17 protein-coding genes are annotated in these 20,860 nt (G+C 62.6%); 10 read left to right on the forward strand and 7 right to left on the reverse strand.

What is annotated here, in order from left to right:
- Nucleotides 1-393: 393 nt before the first annotated feature.
- Complete coding sequence (locus tag HII33_RS11415; RefSeq protein ID WP_179395936.1) at nucleotides 394-1,455, reverse strand: LCP family glycopolymer transferase; 1,062 nt, start codon at nucleotides 1,453-1,455, stop codon at nucleotides 394-396.
- A gap of 228 nt (nucleotides 1,456-1,683) precedes the next feature.
- Here HII33_RS11415 and groES point away from each other — a divergent pair, with 228 nt between their 5' ends.
- Together groES and groL are read left to right on the forward strand one after the other, a co-directional pair.
- The gene (groES, locus tag HII33_RS11420; RefSeq protein ID WP_179395937.1) at nucleotides 1,684-1,968 is read left to right on the forward strand and encodes a co-chaperone GroES; all 285 of its coding nucleotides are present in this window, start codon (nucleotides 1,684-1,686) and stop codon (nucleotides 1,966-1,968) included.
- 43 nt (nucleotides 1,969-2,011) lie between these two features.
- Nucleotides 2,012-3,640, forward strand: a complete 1,629-nt coding sequence (gene groL, locus HII33_RS11425) for a chaperonin GroEL (protein ID WP_179395938.1) — start codon at nucleotides 2,012-2,014, stop codon at nucleotides 3,638-3,640.
- A gap of 226 nt (nucleotides 3,641-3,866) precedes the next feature.
- Here groL and HII33_RS11430 read toward each other — a convergent pair whose 3' ends face one another.
- Nucleotides 3,867-5,060 carry an ROK family transcriptional regulator gene (locus HII33_RS11430; protein WP_179395939.1) on the reverse strand — a complete coding sequence of 398 codons (1,194 nt, stop codon included), beginning with the start codon at nucleotides 5,058-5,060 and terminating at the stop codon, nucleotides 3,867-3,869.
- Nucleotides 5,061-5,273: 213 nt separating this feature from the next.
- Here HII33_RS11430 and HII33_RS11435 point away from each other — a divergent pair, with 213 nt between their 5' ends.
- On the forward strand, nucleotides 5,274-6,623 hold the full coding sequence (locus HII33_RS11435) for a PTS sugar transporter subunit IIC (RefSeq protein ID WP_179395940.1): 1,350 nt from the start codon (nucleotides 5,274-5,276) through the stop codon (nucleotides 6,621-6,623).
- A 13-nt stretch (nucleotides 6,624-6,636) separates the two neighbouring features.
- Nucleotides 6,637-7,566 (forward strand): DUF7916 family protein, encoded by a 930-nt coding sequence (locus HII33_RS11440; RefSeq protein ID WP_179395941.1) that lies wholly within the window; start codon nucleotides 6,637-6,639, stop codon nucleotides 7,564-7,566.
- Between the two features lie 488 nt (nucleotides 7,567-8,054).
- Here the strand turns inward: HII33_RS11440 and HII33_RS11445 are convergent, their stop codons facing one another.
- The 5 genes from HII33_RS11445 to HII33_RS11465 form a co-directional block, all read right to left on the reverse strand.
- On the reverse strand, nucleotides 8,055-8,300 hold the full coding sequence (locus tag HII33_RS11445) for a hypothetical protein (protein ID WP_179395942.1): 246 nt from the start codon (nucleotides 8,298-8,300) through the stop codon (nucleotides 8,055-8,057).
- Between the two features lie 267 nt (nucleotides 8,301-8,567).
- Nucleotides 8,568-9,281, reverse strand: coding sequence for an ATP-binding cassette domain-containing protein (locus HII33_RS11450; RefSeq protein ID WP_179395943.1), 714 nt, complete (start codon nucleotides 9,279-9,281; stop codon nucleotides 8,568-8,570).
- Nucleotides 9,278-10,531 carry a hypothetical protein gene (locus HII33_RS11455; RefSeq protein ID WP_179395944.1) on the reverse strand — a complete coding sequence of 418 codons (1,254 nt, stop codon included), beginning with the start codon at nucleotides 10,529-10,531 and terminating at the stop codon, nucleotides 9,278-9,280. Before HII33_RS11455 ends, HII33_RS11450 begins: the two co-directional genes overlap by 4 nt.
- Entirely contained in the window at nucleotides 10,532-11,626 is a 1,095-nt protein-coding gene (locus tag HII33_RS11460; RefSeq protein ID WP_179395945.1) for a hypothetical protein, read from the reverse strand.
- Nucleotides 11,627-11,914: 288 nt separating this feature from the next.
- On the reverse strand, nucleotides 11,915-13,141 hold the full coding sequence (locus tag HII33_RS11465; RefSeq protein ID WP_179395946.1) for a hypothetical protein: 1,227 nt from the start codon (nucleotides 13,139-13,141) through the stop codon (nucleotides 11,915-11,917).
- A 218-nt stretch (nucleotides 13,142-13,359) separates the two neighbouring features.
- Here HII33_RS11465 and HII33_RS11470 point away from each other — a divergent pair, with 218 nt between their 5' ends.
- The 6 genes from HII33_RS11470 (at nucleotide 13,360) to mutS (ending at nucleotide 20,859) form a co-directional block, all read left to right on the forward strand.
- On the forward strand, nucleotides 13,360-13,554 hold the full coding sequence (locus tag HII33_RS11470; protein WP_179395947.1) for a hypothetical protein: 195 nt from the start codon (nucleotides 13,360-13,362) through the stop codon (nucleotides 13,552-13,554).
- An 11-nt stretch (nucleotides 13,555-13,565) separates the two neighbouring features.
- Nucleotides 13,566-13,994: a hypothetical protein gene (locus tag HII33_RS11475; protein ID WP_179395948.1), complete on the forward strand. Its 429-nt coding sequence runs from the start codon at nucleotides 13,566-13,568 to the stop codon at nucleotides 13,992-13,994.
- Nucleotides 13,995-14,041: 47 nt separating this feature from the next.
- Entirely contained in the window at nucleotides 14,042-15,208 is a 1,167-nt protein-coding gene (locus HII33_RS11480) for an MFS transporter (protein ID WP_179395949.1), read from the forward strand.
- Nucleotides 15,208-15,555 carry a DUF1827 family protein gene (locus HII33_RS11485; protein WP_179395950.1) on the forward strand — a complete coding sequence of 116 codons (348 nt, stop codon included), beginning with the start codon at nucleotides 15,208-15,210 and terminating at the stop codon, nucleotides 15,553-15,555. The genes HII33_RS11480 and HII33_RS11485 overlap by 1 nt, the downstream gene beginning before the upstream one ends.
- A gap of 362 nt (nucleotides 15,556-15,917) precedes the next feature.
- The gene (locus tag HII33_RS11490; protein ID WP_179395951.1) at nucleotides 15,918-17,753 is read left to right on the forward strand and encodes an APC family permease; all 1,836 of its coding nucleotides are present in this window, start codon (nucleotides 15,918-15,920) and stop codon (nucleotides 17,751-17,753) included.
- Between the two features lie 391 nt (nucleotides 17,754-18,144).
- A complete protein-coding gene (gene mutS, locus HII33_RS11495; protein WP_179395952.1) occupies nucleotides 18,145-20,859 on the forward strand; it encodes a DNA mismatch repair protein MutS in 2,715 nt (904 codons plus the stop codon).
- Nucleotide 20,860 lies beyond the last annotated feature (1 nt).

Genomic DNA, 20,860 nt, shown 5'->3' on the forward strand with positions numbered 1-20,860 from the left:
GGTCAGTGGTCGTGCAGGCGGCGCAGCAGGCCTAGGCCGTGATGCGCGCGTGTGCGTCCTTCGAAGTGCCCGTGAAGCTGATCGCCCGCCCGTAGACCAAAACAGGGGGCTGTGCCATAACGCGGTTTTAGCCCAGAGTATAAGAGTGCTCCCCTGCAAAACCCGAACTTAGGTTTTGCAGGGGAGCGCTCTTATACGGCTTGCGCTGCCCGTTCGAACGCAGTGAGTTACAGGCAGACATGCGTTAGAAAGGGCGTTGCGTTATGGCACGTAACGTTATGGAATAGTCGTGCCACCAGAGGTTATGTCACAACCCCCTGTTTTGGGGTTGGCCCGCGCTGAAGCACGTTTGGGTCAGGGCCTAGAGCCGCTGCGGCCCGGCTTCGCACGGGGTCACAGGTCCGGGTTGTAGATCGTGTAGGTCTGGGCCGCGGCGTTATCCCAGTTGAAGCCGGTGTTGGCGTTGTTCTCGCGGATATTCTGGTTCGTCAGCTGAGTCTTCTCGAGGCCCAAGGCGACGCGCAGCTTATCGGAGACGCGCTGAAGCTCGGCGTTGGACGGGATCTGGTAGGACGACGGCCCCGGGTAGACCCAGGCATCGTGGCCCTGGACGTGGTCGGTGGTCATGGTCTTGGCCGCGCCGCGATAGTTCTGGACGAGGCTCATCATGTCGTCGAAGCTGAGGTTGGTGCGCATGTTGCCGGAGATGGTCTTGAGTAGCTGGCTGAAGTTCTTGAGGGCGTCCATCGAGACCGCTTTTTTCATGACCGCCTTGATCACCTGCTGCTGGCGCTGCTGGCGGCCGTAGTCCCCTTGGGGGTCCTCGTGGCGCATGCGCGAGTAAGCGAGGGCGAGGGCGCCGTTGAGGTGCATCTTGCCCTTGGTGAAGGTCTGGCCGCCGGTGTATTTACTGGTGAAGGTGAACGGGACGTCGACGTCGATGCCGCCGACCGCGTCCACGATCTTCTGCATCGCGGCCATGTTGACGGTCAGGTAGTACTTGATCGGCACGTTGACGAGCGCACCGGCCGTTGCGACCGCCATCTTGGAGCCGCCGATCTCGTAGGCCGCGTTGATCTTTTGCATATTGAACTTCTCGGTGCCGATCATCTTGGCCACGGTGTCGCGCGGCACGCTGACGAGGGTGGTCTTCTTCTTGGCGGGGTTGACCACCGCGATGATCATGGTGTCGGAGCGGCCCTGTTCGGTACGCCCGAACGCGCCAGAGTCCACGCCCAGCAACAGGGCCGCGAACGGCTGCTTGTTGCGGATGGTGGTGTTGACGTTCTTATCGTTGTCGCCGAGCCCGGCGTAGGTCGAGTCGATGGCGTATTTGGCTTGGCTGTAGAGGCGCAAGGCGTAGAGCCCCCCGGCGACCATCGCCGTGGTGATGATCAGCACGATCAGCTTGAGCAGGGGATGGCGCATACGGTTGCGGGCGGAGCGACTGTCCATAAGAAGACCTCGTTTCTTGATTCTGGTTTCATTGTACTGGTCCGACTGGCTTGGCGGGGCGCAACGGGCGAATTTAACCCTCTCTTAAGCACCCGGGCGACTTTTCCCGGCCTTTGAGGGGGTCGGGGGTTGCATTTTGATCCGCAACTGGTTATAGTATCTAGTGTAGTTAGCACTTAATCATCAAGAGTGCTAAGCCTAATCAATTTCATGTATGGAGGGATTGTCTTGTTAAAACCATTAGGAGACCGCGTGATCGTGCAGGTCGTTGAAGAGCAGGAAGAGACCATCGGGGGCATCGTGCTGGCGAACAACGCCAAGGAGAAGCCACAATCCGGTAAGGTCGTCGCTGTCGGCGCCGGTGCGCGCACCCCAGAAGGCCAGCTGCTGCCGATGACGGTCAAAGTTGGCGACGTCGTGGTCTACGACAAGTATGCCGGTTCCGAAGTGAAGTATGACGGCGAGAAGTATCTGGTCCTGCACGAGAAGGACTTGATGGCGATCGCTGAGTAACCCGGTCAACAACCAAATCTATTATATGAGGTGAACGATACACATGGCAAAAGATATCAAGTTTGGTGAAGACGCACGCCACGCAATGCTGGCTGGTGTCGACAAGTTAGCGAACACCGTGAAGACGACCCTTGGCCCGAAAGGCCGCAACGTCGTTTTGGACAAGGCATACGGCTCCCCTGAGATCACGAACGATGGGGTGACCATCGCCAAGAGCATCGAGCTGGAAGACCACTACGAGAACATGGGGGCCAAGCTCGTCGCCGAAGTCGCGACCAAGACCAACGACATCGCCGGCGATGGGACGACCACCGCGACGGTCCTGGCCCAGTCCATCATCCGTGAAGGCATGAAGAACGTGACGGCCGGCGCGAACCCTGTCGGTATCCGTCGCGGGATCGAGCAGGCGACCAAGGCGGCCGTTGACGAACTGCACAAGATCTCCCACACCGTTTCTGGCAAAAAAGAGATCGCGCAGGTCGCATCTGTGTCCTCCGCAGACCCTGAAGTCGGCGACCTGATCGCCGACGCGATGGAAAAGGTCGGCCACGACGGCGTCATCACGATCGAAGAGTCCAAGGGGATCCAGACCGAGCTCTCCGTCGTTGAAGGGATGCAGTTCGACCGCGGCTACCTGTCCCAGTACATGGTGACCGACAACGACAAGATGGAAGCGGACCTCGACAACCCGTACATCCTGATCACCGACAAGAAGATCTCCAACATCCAAGACGTTCTGCCGCTGTTGCAAGAGATCGTGCAGCAAGGTAAGGCCCTCTTGATCATTGCCGATGACGTCGACGGCGAAGCGCTGCCGACCCTCGTCTTGAACAAGATCCGCGGGACCTTCAACGTGGTCGCGGTCAAGGCCCCAGGCTTCGGCGACCGGCGCAAGGCGCAGCTGGAAGACATCGCGACGCTGACCGGCGGGACCGTGATCACGTCTGACCTCGGCCTCGACCTCAAGGACACCAAGCTCGAGCAGCTCGGCCAGGCCGGCAAGGTCACGATCACCAAGGACAACACGACCATCGTGGAAGGCGCCGGCTCGTCCGACGCGATCGCAGAGCGTGTGGCCACGATCAAGAAGCAGATCGAAGACACGACCAGCGATTTTGATAAGGAAAAGCTGCAGGAACGCCTGGCCAAGCTGGCCGGTGGCGTGGCGGTGATCAAGGTCGGCGCGGCGACCGAGACTGAGCTCAAGGAGCGCAAGTACCGCATCGAAGACGCCTTGAACGCGACCCGTGCGGCCGTTGAAGAAGGCTTCGTTGCTGGTGGTGGCGTGGCCCTGGTCAACGCCCAGAAGGCCGTTGCCGCACTCCAAGAAGACGGCGACGTTCAGACCGGGATCAACATCGTGCTGCGCGCGCTGGAAGAACCCGTTCGCCAGATCGCCGAGAACGCCGGGCTGGAAGGTTCTGTCATCGTTGAGCGCATGAAGCACGAAGACACCGGCTTCGGCTACAACGCGGCGACCGGCGTCTGGGAAGACATGGCCCAAGCGGGGATCATCGACCCGACCAAGGTGACCCGTTCCGCACTGCAGAACGCCGCCTCCGTCTCCGCCTTGATCCTGACGACCGAAGCCGTTGTGGCTGACAAGCCAGACGACAAGGCCGACGCGCCGATGCCAGGGGCCGGCGCACCTGGCATGGGCGGGATGATGTAAACCACGATCACAGTATGACAATGCGGCCACCACAGGCTCAACAGTGGTGGCCGCATTTTTTTGACGGTATGCGACTAGCGCCTAGGCACGGCCCCGTGGCCACCCCAAACTTAGGGGCTTCACGGGGCCGGATTGATGCGGCTGGCTTGACCCAGGTGACGGGTGGCCCCCCGCTCGCAGGCGCATTGGGGCGTGGACGGCCTGGGCCGAGCGGGGCGGGCGCCGATCACGCCATTCCCAGCAGCTCCTGGCCGATCGCCAGCCCAGCACCGCCGATCGCGCCGTCGAACTCGGTGAAGGGCTTGACCGTCAGGCGCTTAGGCGTGACCGAGGTGAACTGGAACTGGTTGTCGTTGAGGTACTGTTGCAGCCGCTCGAACAAGGCGGGCCGGTCGAAGATGCGCCCGTGCAGGATCAGGCGGCGGGCGTCGATCATCAGCGTCAGGTTGTTCAGCTCCGCGGCGAGGTACTTGATGGCGACGTTCAGCGTGTTGATCACGCCGTCGTCTCCGAGGTCGTAGGCTTGCAACACGGTGGTGAAGGTGATCTGGGCCGGGTCGCTGACGAGCTGGCGCAGGTAGGTGCGCGGGGCGGTCTCGTACAGTAGGCGGGCCTTGGCGATGATGTCGTTCTCGCTTGCGTAGGTGCACAGGCAGCCGTGGCGGCCGCATTCGCATAGTGTGCCTTCCGGGTTGACGACGGTGTGCGCGATCTCGCCGACCAGTGGGTTCTGGCGGCCGTAGAGCGCGCCGTCGTGCACCGTCGAGCAGAAGATCCCGCGGGCGACGTGAAGAAAAATGAAATTGTCATCCAGGGGCGTCGTGCTGAACAGGCGCTCGGTCCACGCCATCGCGTGAGCGTTGTTCTCGAAGTAAGTGGGGAGCCCGAACGCCTGGCTGACCGGGGCGAGGTCGAAGCCCAGCCAGTGGGGGTGATTCGAGGCGATCTGCTGGGCGGCGGCGAGGTAGTGGCCGGGTAGGGCGACGCCGACCGCCTGGATCGGGACTTCCTGGTGGCGGGCCAGGAACGCGCCGAGCGCCGTCACGAGGGTGCTCGGGGTCGATTCGCTGGGGTCAAAGACGTGCGAGAAGCGGTGTGCGACCCGGTCCAGCACCTGGCCTTGCTGGTCGACGAGCACGAAGTAGAAGCCCTTGGCGCCGAGGTCGACCCCGACGAAGTGGCGCTGGCCGGGTGCGATCTGTAGCAGCACCTTCTTGCGGCCGGCTTGCACCGCGGTGGTGTGGGCCTCGCCGAGCTCGTCGAGGTAGTGGTCTTCAAGCAGCGCGCCGGTGATGGTGCTGACCGTGGCCGGCGTGATACCGGTGTTGTGCACGATGTCGGTGCGCGACAGCGGCCCGTGGACATAGAGCTGGTCGAGCACTTGCTGGCGCAAGGCCAGTTGTTTCGGTGAAATCGTCATCCTGATCGCCTCCAGCGTCAGTGTATCACGTTAGTTCTCAATTATAAATAATTATAATCGCGAAATATTATTGTAAGCGCTTGACCGGGTGCGCGATCCCCACTATGATTACGCTTGTAAGCAAGAGCTCACCGGTGATCGGCAGAACTTTTCCCTTTGTTCTGCTAGGCTTATATTTGATTATAAAATAGAACTTATTCAGGAGGGAATTTTATGGACAACGAGAAACAATCTGGCCTCAACGCCTTCATCGAAAAGCGCCTGATGCCAGTCGCGGTGCGCTTGGGCCAGTTCAAGCCGCTGATCGCCATCCGTGACGGGATCGCGATGGCGATGCCGCTGATCATCATCGGCTCGATCTTCTTGATCCTCGGCAGCTTCCCGATCACGGCGTGGACCGACTGGGTCGCCAACACCGCGATCGACGGCGTCAGCATCGCCGCGATCTTCAACAAGATCGTCAACGGCTCCTTCGGTATCTTGGGCCTGATCGGGGCCTTCGGGATCGCGTCGAGCTACGCCGAACAGCACAACACCGACGGCAAGTCCGCCGGCGTGATCGCCGTCGCTGCCTTCTTCGTCGTCACCCCGAGCATCATGAGTGGCGACAAGGCGCCGCTTGAGGGGATGCCTTACGGGTACCTCGGCTCCAAGGGGCTGTTCATCGCGATCATCATCGGGCTGATCACCGGTGGGCTGTTCCAGTGGTTCATCAACCACGGCATCGAGATCAAGATGCCGGACACCGTGCCCCCAGCAGTGGCGAAGAGCTTCTCCGCGCTGATCCCGGGCGCGGCAGTCATCACCCTGTTCGGCGCCGTGTACGCCTTGTTCACCTGGACCGGATTGGGCAACATCCATGATCTGCTGATGCACATTTTCGCCAAGCCGTTCGGCGTCCTCTCTGACACCCTCGGCGGCACGCTGGTCTCCATCGCCTTGGTCAGCCTGTTCTGGTTCGTCGGAATCCACGGGGCCAACGTCGTCAACAGTGTCATCTCCCCGCTGTGGTTGATGAACACCGACGCCAACCGGGTGCTGTTCAAAGCCGGCCACCTCGACCTCGAACACGGCGGCCACATCATCAGCCAGGGCTTCATCGACAACTTCGTCTACATGGGCGGCGGTGGGGCGACCCTCGGGCTGGTGCTCGCGATCGGGTTGCTCGTCGTGATGCGGCGCGCCAGCAAGCAGCTTGAGATCCTCGCGCCGCTGACCATCACCCCGGGCTTGTTCAACATCAACGAGCCGACCATGTTCGGGCTGCCGATCGTGCTCAACACGACGCTGTTGATCCCGTTCATCGTCGCCCCGATGATCAACGCGGTCACCACGTATTTTGCCATGAAGACCGGGATCGTGCCGCTGGCGACCGGGGTGCTCGTGCCTTGGACGATGCCACCAGTGCTGTCGGGCTTCCTCGCCACGAACAGCTGGACCGGCTCGCTCCTGCAGCTGATCAACATCGTCTTGGACGTCCTGGTCTACCTGCCGTTCCTGATGTCTGTCAACAAGCAACAAGTCTTAGAAGAAGCCGGCGACTTGACCGCCGACGCGCAATAAAAGGAGAGTTCTCATGACCAAACGTCTCATCAGTGCCAACAGTAGTGAAGTCCTCGCGATGAACGGGGCGGAATTGAAGCAGAGCATCAAGGCCAGCGAAGGCCGCGTGATCCTGAGCGAAAATGTGGTGATGCACGAGGTCGGCGACGGCCTGACCACCAGTGAGCTCGCCGCGGCGTTCGGCGCCGACCTGATCCTGCTCAACGGGCTGGATGTGCTCAACCCGATCATCTTCGGCCTGTACCCGGGTGAAGACACCGGGGCAACGGCCAAGGCCCACTACGACGGCGAAAGCATCCACCGCCTGCAGAAGCTCGTCGGCCGCCCGATCGGGGTCAACCTTGAGCCTGTCGACCCGAACGCCGACATGGCAGAGACCCGTTTGGTCATCCCCGAAGGCCGCATGGCCAGCGAGAAGACGCTGACCGAGCTCGAACGCCTAGGCTTCAACTTCGTCTGCCTGACCGGGAACCCCGGTACCGGCGTGACCAACGCGCAGATCGCGGCGAACATCAAGATCGCCAAGCGCGTGTTCTCCGGCCTGGTGATCGCAGGCAAAATGCACGGCGCCGGCGTTAACGAGCCGGTCGTCAGCGTCGAGGCGACGCAGGCCTTCCTCGACGCCGGGGCGGATGTGATCCTGGTCCCAGCCGTCGGCACCGTGCCAGGGCTGGACGAAGATGAGCTCAAGGCGATCGTGCGCCTGGCGCACGCCAACGACGCGCTGGTCATGAGCACCATCGGCACCAGCCAGGAGAGTTCGGGCCACAGCTACATCGAGCAGATCGCGATCAAGAACAAGATCATCGGTGTCGACATCCAGCACGTCGGCGATGCCGCCTGGGGCGTGCAGTCGCCGTTCGAGAACCTCTACGCGATGAGCAAGGCGATCCGCGGGGAGCGCCACGCGCTGCAGCGGATGGCGCGCTCGATCAACCGCTGATCGGCCAAGTCCCCACCGCGCGTGCGCGATTCAGCGTCACGCCACCACCAGTCCCAGACCCTAAGCTGCGACTGGGTGACCGGTCATACCGCGCGTCCGGGCCTGTCCGCATTCAGCGGGGTGAACGTCTGACGGCCTCATACCAGCCTGTTGCTGGCGTGAGGCCGTTTTTGGCGTAGTTGGCCGGCGCAACGGCCAAAAAAAGCCGCCTCGGTCGGCGGCGATGACGTTTACCCGGGTTGTAACATAACCTCTGGTGGCACGACTATTCCAGAACGTTACGTGCCATAACGCAACGCCCTTTCTAACGCATGTCTGCCTGTAACTCACTCCGTTCGAACGGGCAGCGCAAGCCGTATAAGCGCGATCCCCTGCAAAACCTAAGCTCGGGTTTTTCAGGGGATCGCGCTTATACTCTGGGCTAAAACCGCGTTATGGCACAGCCCCTTTTCTATGACCCAGGCGACCGCGCAGATGAACCGGGGCCGCTAATCGTGCTGAGGGTGATCTGAGCGCAAGAACAGTAACTTGACGCCCACCACCAAAGTTGTCAGCCAGACCAAAAACGCCGTCATGCTCCTCATGAAGATGAGTTGCACGACATAAAAAGTGTTTTCGCCGTCGACGATCGGCATGACCCAAGTCGGGATCAAGAAGGCGGTGATCAGGCAGAGCAGCACCAGGGCGGCCCCGATGGCGTTGGCGCGTTGGGGATGCGTGAAAAAATAAGTCATGGGTGGTCCTCCAGTCAAGTCAGGGAATGGTCGGTGGGGCTAAGCATAACACCGGTGAGCGGTGATGCCAAGCGATTGGCGCGCAGGCCCGATCATAGCCCTCGACGTGGGTGGCACTGGCGATGCTAGCCGCCTTGACCGTGGGGCCGACCGTGAACAATAAGGCCAGCCCGATCCTGAACCGATCGGCAGATGCGCTCATGGGTGGGTGCGGACCCCAAAAACCGCGCGTCACGGATCACCGGAGACGCGCGGTCTTAGGGGGCGTCAGCCGACCGGCTTGGCGGCTGGGGCCTCACTCGGCGTGAATCGCTCACGGTACAGCGCCTCGAGCGCATCGCCGCTGTTGAAGTGGTAAGGGGTCAGCACGTGCTGCTCAAGGAAGAGCGCGTCGCGACCGACTTGCGCCAGCTCCGGCAGGTTGTGGGTCGACAGCAGCAGGGTCCGCCCGTCCGCGTCGATCTGGCGCAGGAGCTTGCGCATCAGCAGCAGGGAATCGAAGTCCAGCCCGTTCAGCGGTTCATCCATCAGGACCAGCGGGGCGTCTTGCATCAGGATCAGGGCCAGCAACAGACGCTGCTTCATGCCGAGTGAGTAGTCCCCGATCCGCTTCTTGTAATAGGTGATCGCTTCTAGTTGCGTCAGCGCATCCTTGACCCGCGGGCGTGGGACCTTGTGGCTGGATGCGATGAAGTCGACATAGTCCTTACCGGTCAGGCTCAGCGCGAGGTCTTCGGCGCTGGGCAGGAAGGCCACGTTTTGGAACACGTGCTGAGGGGTGTTGGGCTGGCCCATGATCTGAATGTCCCCGGTCCGGTATGGTAGCAGGCGGGTGATCAGCCGCAGCAGCGTGGTCTTGCCGCTGCCGTTGGGCGCGACCAGGCCGTAGATGCCGGGGTGCTCGAGGGCGACGGTCGTGTGGTCGAAGATCTGCTTGGCCCCGAAGCTGAAGGTCAAGTCTGTGATGGTCAAAGGTGTCATTGGTGCTCCTTTCTGCCGCGCCAGAATGTGACGATGACGGCCGCGCCGAGGATGATCACGGTCCACCCAAGCAGGACCAGACAGCCGGTCAATAGCGACTGCGGGACGGTGGGGGTACTGCTGGCGGTGATCGGAACGTCGACCAAGGCGTAGCGATCCGCGATCCGGTGGACGTGAAAATAAGTGAACGGCGACCACCAGGCCGTCGGGGCGATCAGACCAAGCAGCATGACCACTAAGCTGCCGCCGATCGCGGCGATGAGCTTCCCGAAGCAAGCCGTCAGCGCGAACACGACTGCCGTGAGCAGCAGCATCGCCAGGCCGAGCAAGAGCAGTTCCCGGCCGAGCATCCGGTACAGCGGCACGAACGTGAGCGCGTAGCTATGCTGCCATTCCTGAATTGGATAGTTGAAGCTGCCCGGACCGTTGATCAAGTAGCTGCTGAGAATGAACCCGCCGAGGACGGCGAGGCCTGCGATGACCTCACTCACGGCGACGAGCAGGAAGCTGGTGACGAGGTTGCGTTCCTCACGCACGCCGGTCAGCTGGAGCAGCACGTTTTGCTTCGTCGCGGCCTGCCGCTGGAACGTGAACCCGAGTGAAAAAACGATCGTCAAGACGGCGATCAGGATCAGCCCCGCATCTTGTTCGACCAGGTTTTGCAGTTGGTACCACCCGTACTCGTAGAACCGCGACAGCGACTGGTACCGCGCCAGGATCGCCAGGGGCGTCTGACTCTCATCGGTGTGCTCGTTGGCCAGCAGGCGGGCCGGCATCATCGGGACGAGGGCGTTTTGTTGAACCAGGGTCAACTCCGTCATCGCACTGTAGAGCTCACCGACGTTAGGGTCCGAGAACGCGGCATTCCTCAATACGGCCTCAGGGGTCTTGACGGCAGCGATCGGGTGGCCGGTGTCGTCGACTGACCGCATCGCGGCGGGCGTTTTCCCATAGGCCTTGAGCGTTGAGAGGTACGCCGCAAGATAGGTCGTCGGGGAACTGAAGGAGAGGGTGTGCTCGCGTTGAAGTTTTTGTCTTCTGGCGAGCGAATCTTTATCCTGGGCGGGGGACTGGCGATTCTTCGCGACCTGGGTCTGGATCTCTGCCCGGTAAGCGGTCAAATAATCCTGGCGTTGCTTCTCGGCGACCCAAAGGCTCCCAAACAGCGCCAAGACCGTCAGGATCAGGGGCCACCACAGGGGGAAGAACCGGCGGCGCACGATGTGTAGCCAGAGCCATACTGCTTGCATCTACAACACCGCCTTTCCTTGCGCAAAGCGGGTGCCGAGCAGCGTTGCAAGCCCGGCGCTGACGAGGAGGCTGACCCCGAGAACCGGCAGCCCAGGGACCGTGATCAGCCACGCGGCGGGATTCCAGGCCTGCTGCAGCGCCGTGATCAGCAGCGTCACGAGCGTCCAGCCCGCGACAGCGGCGCCCAGTAGCCCCGCCATCAAGTAAGGGCGGAACGCGCGCCACAAGACGAGCTGCAGGAGGCTCGCCAATAGGAGCGAAAAACTGACAAAGCCCACACCGCGACCGAGCACGAGCGTGACCAGCGGTTGCGGGACCTCCGCGAACCGCACGTGCCAGCCCGTTCGCCCGAGACTACCGATCAGGAAGGGGTGCCCGAACAGGTGGCCGGCCGCCCAGCAGGTGCCAACCGTCACCAGCAGCCCGGCACCCAGCAGCCCAACGACGGTCATGAGCTGGAAGGGCACGAGTTGCCAGCGCCTCTGCGCGCCCAAGACCCAGACGGTTCGATCAGGGCGGGTCCGGTCCAGGAGCAGGTCGAGCGTCAGAAGCGTGGTGGCAGCCAGCGCGCCCATGCCCGAAAACAGGACGCGCAAGACCATCAGCAGATTGTTCGGAAAGAGCGTGCTCGCGTCGAGGGGCTCCAGCAGCTCGTGGCGGCGCACTTTTTGCTGATAGATCGCGACCTTGGGCTTGAGCATCGCCTGGGGTTCAGCCAGGAGCCAGACACCGGCGGACCGCTGATACACGCCACTTGCGCGGTAGGTCTCGATGACCGCCTTCATGTACGTCTCGCCGTTGAGCTTGTCCAGGCTGGCCGATTGCGCATCTAGGCCGTCGCTGATCGCAAAGACTTGATCGAGTGCGCGCTGATTGGCCTTGGTGGGCATCGCCTTGTTGAGCGCCCGCAGGTTCTCGATCGTCTGGCCGATCCGGGCCGCATCACCCGCAATGGCCTGGTTCCAGCGCGTGATCGTGGCCTCCTGCGTCTGAACTGCCCTGAAGTTCAGCAAGAGGACCGCGGCCACCAGGATCGCAAGCACCGAGATCCAGACGGCCGACTTGCGTGTTTTGTTCACCCAAAATCTAACCATTTACTCACCCCAATTTAACGGTTTCACACATTATATATTTACTTACTTATAAATGCATCAACAAAAAAATGGTTAAAAGTAGCCACACTATGCACTAGCCTGAGAAAGGCAGGGGGGAGATCCTGTGTTGATAACGCTTAGCTGCGCGCGATCATGATGGCGTCGTGGCGAAGACTCTGGGCGGCCTCTGACCGATCAGCTGCGGCCGCGTCACGCCTGACTAGGCGCGCAAAAAGACGCGATCAGACTGATCGCGCCGCTTGTTGGGGCTTGAGACGAGGGCCACGCTCACAGCCCCGGCCGCGGGGCGTACCACATCAGTGCGGCCTTGACTGCGCGAAACGGGGCACCGGCCTTGCCGCTGGTGGTCGCGTGGTAGGCGGTGACCAGCCGACGCAGGTCGAGACGTGCCAGCGGGGTGGCTGTTGGCGTGTGAGTCAGGCCGTCCGTGCTGGTCGCGATGGCAAAAGTCGCCAGCGCGTCGGCCGTCGTCGCGACCCGCACGTGGCCAGTCGCGTAGAAGGCGACTTGATCACCCTTGGTCCAGGTATAAAAAGTGAAGACTTCGCCGGCGTCACCGGCGGTCGTCCAGTACACCGTCAGGTCGCGGCCGTACTGGTGGCAGTAGTACTCGCGGGTGACGCGGGCCATCTGGGCGGGCAGGGTACCGTCGGTCAGTGCCCAGTAGGCCATCTGGGCCAGCGTGGCTGCGTCGCCGCGCGCTAGGTGCTTCGTACTGGCAGGCGTCGCACGGGTCAGCGCGGCGGCCGCTGGGGTCATCTCAGTCGGGGTCTGGGTCGACTGGTCGCTAGCCGCGTCTGCGCTGGCCGTTGTCGCTGCACTTGAGGCGCTACGGGTGGCGCTGCTCGACGTGCGGCCGCTAGCTGGCTGCACCGTCGTGGGCTCGGTGCCCATGCGCGGCGACCAGACGTCGTCGCTAAGGGTGGGATCGCCGCCGATGCTGAGCCCCACGCCAGTCGCCAACACCGCCGCAAGGGCTAATCCGGTGAGGCGTAGCCGGAGGTCGCGGGTTAGGCGGTCCGCAGGGGTCCAGTAGAGGTCGCTTGGGCCGCCGGCATGGGCGGCGTCGGCCGCGCGTTGCACACCGGTCAGCCAGTGGGTGAGCCAGGCGGTCAGGCCTGCCCACGCCAGGGTGGCCAGGACGGCGACCAGCGCTAGCCCGGCGATCCAAGGGGTCGGATCGCTCAGGTCAACGGTGACCGGTGTCGGTAAGACGACCCAGCCGCGGGCGTCGGCCCACAGCGCGAGCGCCCCGGCACCGGTGAGGCCCGCCACCACGCCGACTGTGACCGCGATGGCGCGAATGCGCCGCGGACCGGTGGCTTCGCGGATCAAGCCCCGGGTGTAGGTACGGCGCGCCCCGCGGATCTGGCGCGGCAGCATCATTTTGTGCGTCGTCAGCTGTAAGTCGATGATCGCCTGCTGGTTGTGCCACCACAAGCCGAGGACGCCCAGCGCGATCACGGCCACGCCGCTCAAGACTGGCCAAGCCATGGCCATCGCCTCCTATGCGAGAATGCGCTTAGCTTAGCACAAGTGGCGCGCGCCGTCCACGCGCCGAGACTTATCCACATTGGCCACTTGGCTGACTGCGCCGGCCGCGGGGTTGTCCCCACGGTCCCCAGTGGGGCGGGGGATAACCCCGACTTATCCCCAGGGGCTCCCCGTGACCGGCAGAATATGCGATAATGCCTGTAGATGGAGGTGTTGAGATGACGGGTGTGATCGTTCCTGCAGCCCTGTTGGCGCTGATCCTGATGGGTGTCGGGATCACGTTATTGCTGTCGGCCAAAAAGGCCCCGGTGGCCAAGTTCACGCGGGTCTTGCAGACGCTGATCGGGTTGGTGATGATCGGCGGCAGTGTGTATTGGCTGTGGATTCTGTGGCAATTCGCAACGGGGTTATAGGGGGCCAGTCTATGGATGGGTTATGGCTAATCGGGGTGAGCGTGCTTGTCGGGCTAGCCGCTTTGGCTGGGTGGGTACTGCTGGCGACCACGGTTGCCCAGTTGCACAGCCGGCAGGCGCTGAGTCGGCAAGCGGCGCGGTGGAGCATCGCGCTGCTCGGGGTGACCGTGGGGCTGGACTGGCTGCGCGCCTGGCGCACCGGCGACGGCAACGCGTGGCTGACGACCGGTGTGCTCTTGGTGCTCGGCGGGCTGATCGGCGTGTCGCGCTGGGTGCACCGGCGCGGGCAGGCCGCGGTCCCGGAGACGCTGGTCCCGGAGGCCAGCGCCCTGCTGGCGGCGGGGCAGGGGCCGCTAGCGACTGTGGCCGCTTTGCGCGAAGCGCACCCGACGCTGTCGGTGGCAGTGGCCCGCCACGCGGTCGAGCGGGCCAGGGTGTGACTTGACCGGATCGGTCGTGTTCGGCCAAGTGGCCAGATCGGAGTTTCATGCAACTGAAGCGTCAACTGACAGCCGCGTACGCGTACAGTTTTCTTGCGTTCTTCGGCATCACCCAGCTGTGGGTGATCTACCTTGGCCAGCGGGGCCTGAGTCTCATGCAGATCGGACTGTGTGAGAGTATTTTTCATGTCGCGAGCTTCGGCTTCGAGGTCCCGTCCGGCGTCTTGGCCGACCGGTTCACCTACCGCCGGATGCTGGCGTTGAGCCGGCTGGCCGCCTTGGCCGCCAGCGCGATGATGCTGGCGACCGGGGGGTTCTGGTGGTTCGCGGTGAGCTTCGTGCTGTCGGCGTGGTCGTATAACCTGCAGTCCGGTACGCTGGAGGCGTTGCTGTACGAATCGCTGAAGCAGACGGGCGAGACCGGACGCTGGCCGCGGGTGACGAGCCGGTTGAACACGGTGATCGAGCTGGCCGCCAGCAGCGGGCTGCTGCTGGGGGGCGCGATGGTACACTGGCACTTCGAGTGGACGTATGTGATCGCCTGTGGTCTGGCGGTGCTCGCGCTCGGCGCGTGCCTGGCCCTGCAGGAGCCGGTGGCCCACCGGATCAGTGAGCACCAGACGATCGGCCGGATCGTGCGCACCGCCACTCAGGTGCTGCGCCACGACCGGCACTTGCGGCGCCTGATGGCTTACGATGCGGTGTTCTCAGCGGTCAGCTCGACGTATTACTATTATTTTCAAGACGTGATGGTGCGGCGCCACTTTTCAGGCGTCGTGATCACCGCACTGCTCCTGGCCGCGTCTTTGACCGCGATCGGTGTGATCCAAGGGTCGGCACGCGTGGCGACCTGGCCGCGGCGGCGTGTCGCGGTGGGGCTGCTCAGCGTGATGGCGGCGTGCCTGCTGCTGACGGCGTGGGGCACCAGCCCGGTCCTGGCCGGGGTGTACCTCGCAGTCTACGCGCTGGGGGCCCTCCTACCACCGGTGTTCACAGTCTACTACAACGCGGCGATCCCCAGCGCCCAGCGCGCGACGCTGCTGTCGGTCGCCTCGCTGCTGTATTCGGTCGTGATGATCGGGCTTTTCCCGCTGGTCGGGTGGGGGATCGACCGCTTCGGCTTCACGCTGACCTTCACGCTGATCGGCGTGTGCTTCGCCGCTTCGGCCCTGGCCTTGAGTGTGGTAAAATCAAGAAAAGGAGCTGATGCTTGATGAAGTTGATTGAAAACCCGATCCGCTTGAACGCGAGTCTGCACAAGATGCTGCCGTACACGATGCGCTACCTTTACGGGCAGAGCACCGTCAAGGCCTTTCGCCTCTACACGCTGGGCTCGGTCCACGTGTATTTCATCGAGGGGTTCGAGAAGGATGAGCTGGTGATGACACACGACACCCGCAACATCAAGGACGACGAGATCGATTTTGTCATCGAGAAGCTGTTCACTGCCGCGGATAAGCCCGCGCTGAAGGTCAACCACGCCGCCAAGAACCAGATCGAAGCCGACCTGCACCGCAAAGTGCGGGTGAAGGATCTGGTCATTGTCGAGAAGCAACACTGAGCGCTTGTTTAGGGGCTGTGCCATAACGCGGTTTTAGCCCAGAGTTATAAGAGCGATCCTCTGCAAAACCCGCACTTAGGTTTTGCAGGGGATCGCTCTTATACGGCAAGGGCGTTGCGTTATGGCACGTCACGTTCTGGAATAGTCGTGCCACCAGAGGTGATGTCACACCCCCTTTTCGCGTCTTAACGGGCCTGGTGTGCGCGGGTGTCTGCGGGTGGCAGACAGTGGCCTGTCTGGTGTAGACGGTGAAGGCGCTGCCTTTACCAATGCTTAAACTTCTGCTAGTATTTCCTCGATGTGAGTTTTATAATGCTAAGGTTTGTTAACTCGAATGATACTTGTGAAATGGAGAGTCTTGTATGTTGCATTTGAAGCGACTATTGGTGGGGAAACCCCTCAAATCCTCCGATGAAGGCGGGCAGAAGCTCGGCAAGCTCAAAGCGCTGGCGATGCTGTCCAGCGATGCGCTGTCCTCCGTGGCGTACGGGACCGAGCAGATCGTGCTGGTCTTGACCACGCTGTCGGCCGCCGCGATCTGGTACTCGCTGCCGATCGCGGCCTTCGTGCTGATCCTGCTGCTGGCGCTGACCCTGTCGTACCGGCAGATCATCCACGCCTACCCGAGCGGTGGGGGCGCCTACCTGGTCGCCAGTGAGAACTTAGGCCAAAACGCGGGCCTAGCCGCTGGCGGGAGCCTCTTGATCGACTACATGCTGACCGCAGCGGTCTCGTCGTCCGCCGGGGCGGAGGCGATCACCTCTGCGATCCCGAGCCTGTACGGCCACGAGGCGATCATCGCCTTGATCATCATTGTGATCCTGACGGCGATGAACCTGCGCGGGCTGAGCGAGTCCGCCAACTTCCTGATGGTGCCGGTCTACCTCTTCGTGGTGTCGATCACCGCGATGATCCTCTGGGGCGGCTACCAGATCGCGACCGGTGCGATCCCGTACCACGCCACCGCGGCAGTTGGCGGTATCGTGCCGGGTATCTCCATGGCCCTGATCTTCCGCGCTTTTTCAAGCGGGTCGAGTTCTTTGACCGGGGTCGAGGCGATCAGTAACGCCGTGCCGTTCTTCAAAAAACCGCGCGAGCATAACGCCGCGACCACCCTGGCGATCATGGCCGCCATCCTCGGCTTCTTCTTCGCCGGCATCACCTTCTTGAACTACTGGTACGGGATCGTGCCAGAAGCCAAGGTGACCGTGCTCTCCCAAGTCGCCAAGGCGACCTTCGGCGGCACCGGGGTGATGTATTACGTGATCCAGCTGGCCACCGCCTTGATCTTGGCGGTCGCGGCCAACACCGGGTTCTCCGCGTTCCCGATGCTCGCGTATAACATGGCCAAGGATAAGTACATGCCCCACATGTACATGGACCGCGGCGACCGGTTGGGCTATTCCAACGGGATCTTGACGCTGGGCATCGGTGCGGGCTTCTTGATCCTCTTGTTCCAAGGCTCCACCGAGCGCTTGATCCCGCTGTACGCGGTCGGGGTGTTCATCCCGTTCACGCTGTCGCAGACCGGGATGATCCGGCACTGGTGGGCGCGGCACAAGACGGAGAAAGGGTGGATCGGCAAGAGTATCGCGAACTTCTCCGGCGCGCTGATCTCGTTTGCCATCCTCGTGATCCTGTTCGTCTACCGGTTGGCGGACATCTGGCCGTTTTTCATCATCATGCCGACCTTGGTCTTCGTCTTCTGGAAGATCCACGACCACTACAAGCAAGTCGCTGAGCAGCTGCGCCTGCCGCAAGACATCGAGCTGCACGACTACGCCGGCTCCACGGTCATCGTGCTCGTCGGCAACGTGACCCGCGTGACGCGCGGGGCGCTGAACTACGCGCAGACCATCGGGGATTACGTCATCGCGATGCACGTCTCGATGGACGAGAACCCGAACAAGGAGCAGGAGACGCAAGCCGAGTTCAAGCGCGACTTCCCGGACGTGCGCTTCGTCGACGTCCACTCGTCTTACCGCTCTGTCGAAGGCCCGACCATCCGCTTCGTGGACATCGTGGCCCGCAACGCCGCTAAGCGCAACTTCACCACGACCGTCTTGATCCCGCAGTTCGTGCCGAAGAAGCCGTGGCAGAACATCCTGCACAACCAGACGACCCTGCGCCTGCGCGCCGCGTTCGCCAGCCGCGAGAACGTCATCATCGCGACCTACAGCTACCACCTCAAGCGGTGATGGCGCGACCGGGTTGTGACATCACCTCTGGTGGCACGACTATTCCAGAACGTTACGTGCCATAACGCAACGCCCTTTCTAACGCATGTCTGCCTGTAACTCACTCCGTTCGAACGGGCAGCGCAAGCCGTATAAGAGCGACCCCCCGCAAAACCTAAGTTCGGGTTTTGCGGGGGGTCGCTCTTATACTCTCGGCTAAAACCGCGTTATGGCACAGCCCTGTTTTAGCTTCTAGGGCGAGCGAGCAGGGCACCGGCGGCTGCGCCGCGGGGCGTGGGTCAGTCCGCCGGCGTGATACCCGCCCACTTGGCCGTTGCGATCGGCCCTCTCCCCCAAACCGGCGATCAATGTTAAAATAGACCGTAATCAACCCAAGTTAAGGAGCGCCATCATGCCGCAAAAAACGCAAGATACGCCGATGATGCAACAGTATCAGGCGATCAAAGATCAGTACCCGGATGCTTTTTTGTTCTACCGCATCGGGGACTTCTATGAGCTCTTCTACGAGGACGCCATCAAGGGCTCTCAGCTTCTGGAGCTGACCCTGACGGCGCGCAACAAGAGCGCGGATGATCCGATCCCGATGTGTGGGGTGCCGCACCACGCGGCGCAGAGCTATGTCGATATTTTGGTCGATCAGGGCTACAAGGTCGCTATCTGTGAGCAGATGGAGGACCCCAAGAAGGCCGTGGGGATGGTGCGGCGCGAGGTGATCCAGCTGGTCACGCCGGGCACGAAGATGGACGTCCGCCCCGGTGAAGCGAAGGCGAACAACTACCTCGCCGCCGTGGTGCCCGCCGGTGAGCGCTACGGGCTGGCTTACGCGGATCTGTCGACCGGTGAGTTCAAGGTGACGACGCTAGCCAACCGCTTCACGCTTCAAAACGAACTGGCGGCACTGGGCACGCGGGAGGTCGTGGTGCCGACGGATCTGAGCGACGCCGACCGGACGCTGCTGGGGCAGGGGCGGCTACTCAGCCCGAGCGATGCGGCCGTGTTGGCGGAGGCCAGCTACGTCAGCCAGGACCTGACGGACACCCTGCAGGTGACGGTCGTCGCGATGCTGATGAACTACCTGCTGACGACGCAGAAGCGCAGCTTGGCCCACATCCAAAAAGCGGTGGCCTATCAGCCCAGCGAGTTTTTGGAAATGGACCAAGACGCCCGCGCGAACCTGGACATTCTGAAAAACAGCCGCACCGGGCGCAAGGGTGATACGTTGCTGGCGGTGCTCGACAAGACCAAGACCGCGATGGGCGGGCGCTTGTTGAAGCAGTGGCTGGACCGGCCGCTGCTGGACCTGGCCGCGATCACGGCGCGCCAGGAGCAGGTGCAGACCCTGATGGATCACTACTTCGAGCGCAGTGAGCTGCAGGAGCGCCTGACGAAGGTGTACGACCTGGAGCGCCTGGCCGGCCGGGTGGCGTACGGCACGGTCAACGGGCGCGACTTGATCCAGCTGCAGACCAGCTTGGATCAGATCCCTGCGCTGCAGACTATCCTGAGCACGTTGGATGACGGCAGCTTCACCGAACTGTTAGCCGCCTTGGACCCAGTGCAAGACGTCGCCAACCTGATCCGGCGCGCGATCGAACCGGAGCCGCCGATCTCGATCATGGACGGTGGGCTCATCCTGCGCGGCTACAACGAGAAACTCGATACGTACCGCGATACGATGGCCAACTCCAAGCAGTGGATCGCCGAGCTGGAGGCCAGCGAGCGCGAAGCCACCGGCATCCACAACCTGCGCATCCGCTTCAACAAGGTGTTCGGCTACTACATCGAGGTGACCCGCGCGAACCTGAGCAAGGTGCCGGCGGACCGCTACGAGCGCAAGCAGACGCTGACCAACGCCGAACGCTTTTCCACCCCGGCCTTGAAGGCCAAAGAGGCGCTGATCCTGGAAGCTCAGGAGCACGCGACGGCGCTGGAGTACGACTTGTTCCAAGACATCCGCGAGCAGGTCAAGACCCAGATCGGCCGCCTGCAGACGCTGGCCGCCAAGGTCGCCGCGCTCGACGTGTTGCAGAGCTTCGCGGTGGCCGCCGAGAACGATCACTTCGTACGCCCGAGCATGCACGCCGGCCACCACGACCTCGCGATCCACGGCGGTCGTCACCCGGTCGTCGAGCAGGTGCTCGGTGAGGCACAGTACATCCCGAACGACGTGGTGATGGACACCGAGACCGACATCCTCTTGATCACGGGGCCGAACATGTCGGGTAAAAGCACGTACATGCGCCAGCTCGCCCTGACCGTGATCATGGCGCAGGCCGGTAGCTTCGTTCCGGCGGATGACGCGAGCCTGCCAGTATTCGATCAGATCTTCACGCGCATCGGTGCGGCCGACGACCTCGCCAACGGCCAGAGCACGTTCATGGTCGAGATGATGGAGGCCGAGGCGGCCTTGAGCCACGCGACCGCCAGCTCCCTGATCTTGTTCGATGAGATCGGGCGCGGCACCGCGACCTACGACGGCATGGCGCTGGCCCAGGCGATCATCGAGTACCTGCACGATCACGTGCACGCCAAGACCCTGTTTTCGACCCACTACCATGAACTGACCGCCTTGGCCGACCGCCTTGATCAGCTGGTCAACGTCCACGTCGGGGCGGTCGAGGAGAACGGCACGCTGGTCTTTTTGCACAAAATGCTCCCGGGCCCGGCCGACAAGTCCTACGGGATCCACGTCGCCAAGCTCGCCGGCCTGCCGGCCAGCTTGTTGCACCGCGCGGATCTGATCCTCACGCAGCTGGAGGACCAGCCGCGCGCGCTGATCGACGCGCCGAGTGCGGCGGCACACCCAAGTCCGGTGGCCCTCGACGCGGCGCCGGTTGTCGCAGTCGATGCCGACGCGACGCCGCCTGTTGCGCGCGAGTCTGACGTGGCCGGCCCCAGCGCCACGCCGACGTCAGCCCGCACCGCCGTCGCACCACCGGTGGTGGCGGAGGCAGACGGCCAGCTCTCGCTGTTCGGTCCGGCACCGGTCACGACCAAGCCGGACCCGCTGCTGCGCAAGCTCGAGAAGTTCGACTTGATGGACGCGACCCCGATGGACGCAATGAACCTGCTGTATGAGATCCAAAAGCAACTCAAGAAGAGGTGAG

Origin of the sequence: Lacticaseibacillus absianus (genome assembly GCF_013407595.1) — a bacterium.
GTDB lineage: Bacteria > Bacillota > Bacilli > Lactobacillales > Lactobacillaceae > Lacticaseibacillus > Lacticaseibacillus absianus.